This is a genomic window from Actinoplanes siamensis (assembly GCF_016862395.1).
GTDB classification, from domain to species: Bacteria; Actinomycetota; Actinomycetes; order Mycobacteriales; family Micromonosporaceae; genus Actinoplanes; species Actinoplanes siamensis.
Genome location: NZ_BOMW01000092.1, coordinates 20,840 through 27,015, shown reverse-complemented (window position 1 = coordinate 27,015; position 6,176 = coordinate 20,840). Strand labels below are relative to the sequence as shown.

General features: G+C 71.2%; 6 protein-coding genes. 3 read left to right on the top strand and 3 right to left on the bottom strand.

All coding sequences use genetic code 11. The features are described 5' to 3' along the window. Together Asi03nite_RS35475 and Asi03nite_RS35470 are read left to right on the top strand one after the other, a co-directional pair. The coding region (locus Asi03nite_RS35475; protein ID WP_239103161.1) for a prephenate dehydrogenase at positions 1 to 967 on the top strand (967 nt) is incomplete at its 5' end. A gap of 41 nt (positions 968 to 1,008) precedes the next feature. Further along, complete coding sequence (locus Asi03nite_RS35470) at positions 1,009 to 1,581, top strand: DinB family protein (RefSeq protein ID WP_203684898.1); 573 nt, start codon at positions 1,009 to 1,011, stop codon at positions 1,579 to 1,581. Positions 1,582 to 1,643: 62 nt separating this feature from the next. Here Asi03nite_RS35470 and Asi03nite_RS35465 read toward each other — a convergent pair whose 3' ends face one another. The 3 genes from Asi03nite_RS35465 to Asi03nite_RS35455 all read right to left on the bottom strand — a co-directional run bounded on the left by Asi03nite_RS35465 (position 1,644) and on the right by Asi03nite_RS35455 (position 5,697). Next, entirely contained in the window at positions 1,644 to 2,684 is a 1,041-nt protein-coding gene (locus Asi03nite_RS35465; protein ID WP_203684897.1) for an FG-GAP repeat domain-containing protein, read from the bottom strand. Between the two features lie 181 nt (positions 2,685 to 2,865). Next, complete coding sequence (gene mtnA, locus Asi03nite_RS35460) at positions 2,866 to 3,834, bottom strand: S-methyl-5-thioribose-1-phosphate isomerase (protein ID WP_203684896.1); 969 nt, start codon at positions 3,832 to 3,834, stop codon at positions 2,866 to 2,868. Between the two features lie 9 nt (positions 3,835 to 3,843). Next, positions 3,844 to 5,697, bottom strand: a complete 1,854-nt coding sequence (locus Asi03nite_RS35455) for a M48 family metallopeptidase (RefSeq protein WP_203684895.1) — start codon at positions 5,695 to 5,697, stop codon at positions 3,844 to 3,846. A 124-nt stretch (positions 5,698 to 5,821) separates the two neighbouring features. Here Asi03nite_RS35455 and Asi03nite_RS35450 point away from each other — a divergent pair, with 124 nt between their 5' ends. After that, complete coding sequence (locus tag Asi03nite_RS35450; RefSeq protein ID WP_203684894.1) at positions 5,822 to 6,076, top strand: hypothetical protein; 255 nt, start codon at positions 5,822 to 5,824, stop codon at positions 6,074 to 6,076. Positions 6,077 to 6,176 lie beyond the last annotated feature (100 nt).

Below are 6,176 nucleotides of genomic sequence, written 5' to 3'. Positions count from 1 at the left end.
AGTCGGCCCTGTGCGCATCGCTGTCATCGGGCTCGGACTGATCGGCGGCTCGCTGCTGCGGGCGCTCGCGGCGGCGGGCCACGAGGTGATCGGTTTCGACGCCGATCCGGACACCCGCGAGCTGGCCCGGGCGGCCGGGTTCGAGGTGCGCGACTCCGTCGCGGCGGCGGTCGGCGGGACCTCGGTTGCGGCGCTGGCGGTGCCGTTGACCGTCCTTCCGGAGGTCTTCGGCGAGCTGGCCGGATACGACGGCCTGGTGACAGATGTGACCTCGGTGAAGGGACCGGTGCGGGTCCTCGCCGAAGAACACGGGGTACGACGGTTCGTCGGCGGCCACCCGATGGCCGGCACCGAGGCGTCCGGCTTCGCGGCGGCCGACGCAGGGCTGTTCGACGGCTGCGTCTGGGTGCTCTGCGTGGAGCCGCACGGCACCGATCTCGGTGACTGGCTGGCGCTGGCCGGGTTGTGCACCGCGATGGGCGCCCGGGTGCTGCCGATCACCGCGGTCGAGCACGACAACGCGGTCGCCTCGATCAGTCACGTCCCGCATCTGCTCGCCGCCGCGCTGGCCTGGAAGGTGTCCGGGAGCCCGCTGAACGCCGCGCTGGCCGCGGGCTCGTTCCGCGACGGCACGCGGGTGGCGGCCACCCGGGCCGAGCTCACCGCCGCCATGTGCGGGGGCAACGCGAACGAGGTGCTCCGCGAGCTCACCCATGTGATCAGCGATCTCGAGCGGTTGCGCGACGAGTTGGAGCAGGACGACCCGGTGCGGGCGCTGGTCCCGTACCTGCGGGGGGCCGGCCGGGCACGGCGGGCCTGGCCGCCGGCGCCCGGAGTGCCTGGCCGCCTCGCCCGGCCCTCGGCGCGCCAGCTCCTGGAGCTCGGCCGGACCGGCGGCTGGGTGACTTCGGTAGGAGACGGCGAACTCCGCGTCATGCGGCCGGAAACTGACCGCTATGGCTCCTAGCGTGGTTCTCGACGGAGAAACCACGACGCGCAGGAGTCGGCATGCCCGGTCAGGTCGGACCCATCAGCAACGAGCAGGACGGCCTGCTCGGCTACCTCGCCCAGATGCGTTACGTGCTCAAGCTGACCGCGCACGGGCTCACCCCCGAGCAGCTGCGGGCCACGCCGAGCGCCAGCTCGCTGAGCGTCGGCGGGCTGATCAAGCACTGCGCGTCCACCGAGGAGAACTGGATCTCCACGGTGCGCGGCGGCCACCAGAAGCCGGACTTCGCGGCGTACCAGGAGAACTTCGCTCTCGCCGGCGGCGAGACGATTGAGGAGCTTTTCGCGCGGTACGACCGGATCGCCGCCGAGACCGAGAAGACCGTCTCCGAGATCGGTGATCTCGGCTTCCAGGTCCCGGTCGACCACTCGGTGCCGTGGAACCGCCCGGATCTGGAGCACTTCACCCTGCGCTGGATCCTGCTGCACCTGATCCAGGAGACCGCGCGGCACACCGGGCACGCCGACATCGTCCGCGAGTCGATCGACGGGGCGACGGCGTTCCCGCTGATGGCGGCGGCCGAGCGATGGCCGGAGACGCCGTGGCTCAAGCCGTGGCGGCCGGCGGCCTGACGCGGACGCGAAGAAGGCCGAGGCGGGTCGCCTCGGCCTTCTTGTGAAACTGATCAGACGGATCAGAACAGCTTGTAGCCCTGCCAGCCGGAGGTGGCCAGCTCGACATCGTCACCGATCATGTCGGTGTCCGGCGCGACGATGTACATCGAGCCGTCCTTGAGCTGCCACAGCGAGTCGGGGTACGGCAGGTACTGGCTGTCGTTGATCAGGTTGCCGGCGCCGACGATGCCCTTGAAGTACTTGCCGAGCTCGGCGTCGTCGACGATGACCTCGCCCTTGCCGATCGGCATGAGGCCGCTCTTGCTCTGGTAGAGCGAGATGTAGCCCTTGGTGTTACGGAACCAGAACTCCGGACGGCCGTCGCCGGACCAGTCACCGGCGGCGGTGAGCAGGTCACCCTTCCAGCCGGTGCCGATCTGGGTGCCCCGCGAGCTGAACGGCTTGGTGACCTTGCCGGTGCCGGTGTAGAGCCACAGGGTGCCGTCGGTCTTCTGGCCGAGGATGTCGTCCAGGCCGTCCGAGTTCAGGTCCCCCGCGCCGGTGATCGACGCGAAGCCGGACCAGCCGGTGCCGGCCGCGATGCCCTTGTTGGCGATAATCTGCGGGGTCGTGCCGGTGCCCGGGTAGATGGACAGGTTGCCCTGCTTGTCCCGGGTCAGGATGTCCTGCTTGCCGTCGGCGTTGAAGTCGCCGTAGCGGACGACGGCGGTGAAGTTGTTCCAGCCGCTGGAGCCGGCCTGGAACCGCGCGTTGAAGAGGTTCTTCGGGTACGCGGTGGACGGGTCGTGCGAGATCGCCTTGCCCGGGTAGATCCACAGCTTGCCGCTGGCGTCGATGGCGGCCAGGTCGGCCTTGCCGTCGCCGGTGATGTCACCGAAGTTGGTCGGGTCCGTGGAGAGCGCGGAGACCGAGCCCCGGGTCTTGCTCGCGGACTTCGGGGCGAACAGATCGCCGCTCTTGACGGCGGCCGCGGCGGCGCCGGAGGTGTCGGAGGGGGTCGCCGCGGCCGCGGAGCCGCTGCTCAGAACAGTGCCGACGATGGCAGCAAGGGCGGTCATCGCGACCGGCAGCCCGGCACGCCGAAGGCGCAGATTCACCATGAAGAAAGCTCCCCGAGATAAGGCCGAACGAGCGAGCGGATGCGTCAGCTCGAAACGGAACCGTTCTAACGTAGCCGAGAAGCGAATCGGTTTCAGCCCCATTTCTGGACGGCTATGTCCATTTCGGTCGGCAAGATACCCGAATGTCAGCAGCTATAGTGACGCAGGTCACACAGCTAACTCATGACTTCATCTGGTCGCCACGGTCCAAACGGACTACCCGGCGCTCGGTCACCACGGCAGTGACCAGGTCGAACGGGGTGATGTCGAACGCCGGGTTGACCGCCTCCGCCCACTGCGTGACCTCCGCCGAACCCCGGTCCTCGATCTCCACCTCGGCCCCGCCGCCGGTCGACAGGTCCACCGTGGACTCCGGCGCCACCACGATGAACGGGATCCCGGCCCGGCGCGCTCCGAGCGCGTGCGAGTACGTCCCGATCTTGTTGATCACGTCCCCGTTCGCGCAGATCCGATCCGCGCCCAGGATCACCGCGTCCACCTCGCGGCGGGCCATCAGGAACGGCCCGGCCGAGTCGACGGCGACCCGGTGCTCGACGCCCCACCGGCTCAGCTCCCACGTGGTCAACCGCGCGCCCTGCAGCAGCGGCCGGGTCTCGCTGGCGACCACCCCACCCAGGTTCCCGCGCCGGTGCAGCTCGCCGACCACGCCGAGCGCCGTCCCGCCGACCACCGCGCACAGCCCACCGGTGTTGCAGTGGGTGAGCAGCCGCGGCCGGTCCCCGCACAGCTCGGCGACCAGGTCGGCGCCACGGGCGGCCATCGAGTCGGACGCGGCGATCTCCTCGTCCCGGATCGCGCAGGCCTCCGCGAGCACGGCGTCGGGGCCCGAGGGCAGCAGGAGGGCGGCGCGGCGCGCTCCGCGGGCCAGGTTCACCGCCGTCGGCCTCGCGGTTTCGATCCGTTGTACGGCGGTGCGCAGCGCCCCCGGATCGTCGGCGTGCGCGCGGGCGGCCAGCGCGACGCCGAACGCCCCGGCCACGCCGAGGGCCGGGGCGCCGCGCACCGCCAGCGACTGGATCGCCGCGACCAGCTCACCGACCGTGTGCAGCCGGAGCACCCGCAACTCGCCCGGAAGGGCCGTCTGATCGATGATCTCGACGGCCCCGTCCACCCAATCGATCGTCCGCATGCCTGAAGCCTAGCGATCGCCCCGGTTCTTCAGCCCGGTCAAAATTTCACGGAGCACGTCGTCGCTCTTGCCCATCTTGTCGGAGGTCCACCGCTCCTGGAACGCGACCTCGCTCCCGTCGTGCAGCACCAGTGTCGCGTTGACCGGCACCTCCCGGTCGATCCGGGCGGTGGCCACGTTCTCGAACGCGATGTAGCGGTACCGGGCGGTCAGCTCGGCCGGCGGGGTGTGCGCGAGCAGCATGCCGACCCGCTTGTCGCCGTCGTCCGTGGACTTCGGGGCGGGCACGAACACGAAGCCCTTGCTGAGCATGATCAGGTCGGCGTGTTCGGAGCCGGCCAGCTTCACGTTCGGCATCGCGCCGAGCACGTCGGCGCCCTGGCCGGTGGCCCGGGTCTGCACCACCCGGGCCGCCTCCACCTGCACGCCGCGCTCGGCCAGCCGGGCCCGGGCCTCGCCCAGGGTCTCCGGCGCCACCGCGAGCTTGGCGATCTCGCTGAGATCGGCGGTCTGCCCGGTGGCGTCGACCAGCCGGGCCGGGCCGGACCAGGAGTGCTGCCAGCGAACCGTGCCGGAGCGCACCGCGGCGAGGCCGAGCAGGGTCTCCATCACCTCGGCGAACTCGGCGGCCGCCTCCCGGCGGGTGGCCCGCGGGAAGAACTCGGCCGCCAGCTCGCCCAGCCGACCGGCCTCGACCAGGCCGAACACCTCGGCCAGACCGGCCTCCGGGACGCCGGCGAGCCGGGCCGCGCTGCGGAACACCCGGTCGGCGCGGTTCTGCATCAGCATGGCCATCGACGCGGCGGTGAAGTCGTTCCACGGCAGCACCGTGCGGTTGCCGAAGTCGACCACCTCACGCTGCAGCGCCAGGCCGGCCGACGCGGCGGCCGGGAGCAGCGCGGTGGCCGGACGCCCGTCCAGCGCGTGCGGGGTACGCGGCGCCGCCCGCATCGCCGCGATCCGCTCGGAGATCGCCGGGTGGCTGTCCCAGCGCCCGGTCTCGTCGTCCGGCTCCTGCTCGCGCATCTCCGCCAGCTCGTCCGTCCGGGCGTGGTAGAGCTGCGCGAATCCGCCGAAGACGTCGTCCGGCGCGTACCCGATCTCCCAGCCGTACGCGACGTACCGCTCGAAGTAGAAGTCCCAGGCCGCGCTGACGACCGGGATCTCCCGCATCGCCGAGACCGCCGCGTCGACGCCGGCCACCCGTACCGAGGCCAGGTCCGCCTCCAGCTCCTGCCGGCGCGCGACCGCGCTGCTGACCAGTTGGTACAGCCAGCCGTAGCCCTTGAAGACCCAGCCGAACACGTTCCACTTGCCGACGTTGCCGAGTGTCTCGTGCATCGCGACCCGGCCCCGGTACGCGACAGCGGCCAGCCGGGTGTGCGAGCCGGAGTAGTGGCCCAGCTCGTGCGCGAGCACCGAGCGGAGCTGGTCGACGTCGAAGGTCTGCAGCAGCGGCATGCCGATGTACATCCGGCGCGCCCCGCCGACCAGGCCGAGCAGCTTGGTGTCCTCGCTGACCGCGGCGTTCACCTCGGGCACCAGCCGGATCTCGTCAGGCGCCCGGGTGCCCACCTCGGCGGCCAGGCCGCGGACCTGGTGCCACAGCTCGGGCGCCTGCTCCGGCGTGACGACCAGGCCGTGCGGCTCGCCGGGCTTGGCCCGCACCGCCCGCCACAGGCCGGCCAGGATCACGCCGACCGCGGCGATCAGCAGATAGCTCAGCTTGGCGGCGCCCGCGCTGTGCGAGCGCTGCCAGATCTCGAAGATCAGCCAGCCGACGAGCACTACTTGAGCCAGTCCCAGCAGATAGAAACCGGCGAGCATGAAAACGGATACGGCGGCGCGAAGCGCAGTGGGCATCGTGGTGTTCTCCCCCTGGTAACCGCCGGTTCCGGCCGGACGGCGCAGGGACCATACCGATGCGAATCCGCCCTGGGCAACCCGGTTGGGATCGCCGCCCGGACATCGGGGGGAGCTGATTCTCATGTGGCCGTTGCGGCGCGGTCCGTCCATCGACCCGGCGCAGGGTGACCCACGTGCCCGCGCGCCGATCGACGCGTTGTCCACCCGCGACCGGGTGACGGTCCACGACATCTTCGCGGCCGCCACCGACCCGGACGACCGCGCCTCGGCGATGAACGCCGCCCAGCAGGCGCCCGGCGTGGGCGGTCACCGCCGACACGTTCACCATGGCGTTCCGGAGCAGCCGGCGGTATCCGTACGCCGGACAGGCTTCTGATCCGATCGGCGACCAGGTCACCGAATGACCGTGAATCCATCAGGGCACCGGCGACCGGCCGGCCCGGGCGTTCCAGCGGGCCCGACGCAAGGGTTCGCAG

Coding starts and splice junctions, on each gene's coding strand:
- Asi03nite_RS35470 (WP_203684898.1), top strand. CDS start 1,009: ATGCCCGGTCAGGTCGGACCCATCAGCAACGAGCAGGACGGCCTGCTC.
- mtnA (WP_203684896.1), bottom strand. CDS start 3,834: ATGCGGACGATCGATTGGGTGGACGGGGCCGTCGAGATCATCGATCAG.
- Asi03nite_RS35450 (WP_203684894.1), top strand. CDS start 5,822: ATGTGGCCGTTGCGGCGCGGTCCGTCCATCGACCCGGCGCAGGGTGAC.
- Asi03nite_RS35455 (WP_203684895.1), bottom strand. CDS start 5,697: ATGCCCACTGCGCTTCGCGCCGCCGTATCCGTTTTCATGCTCGCCGGT.
- Asi03nite_RS35465 (WP_203684897.1), bottom strand. CDS start 2,684: ATGGTGAATCTGCGCCTTCGGCGTGCCGGGCTGCCGGTCGCGATGACC.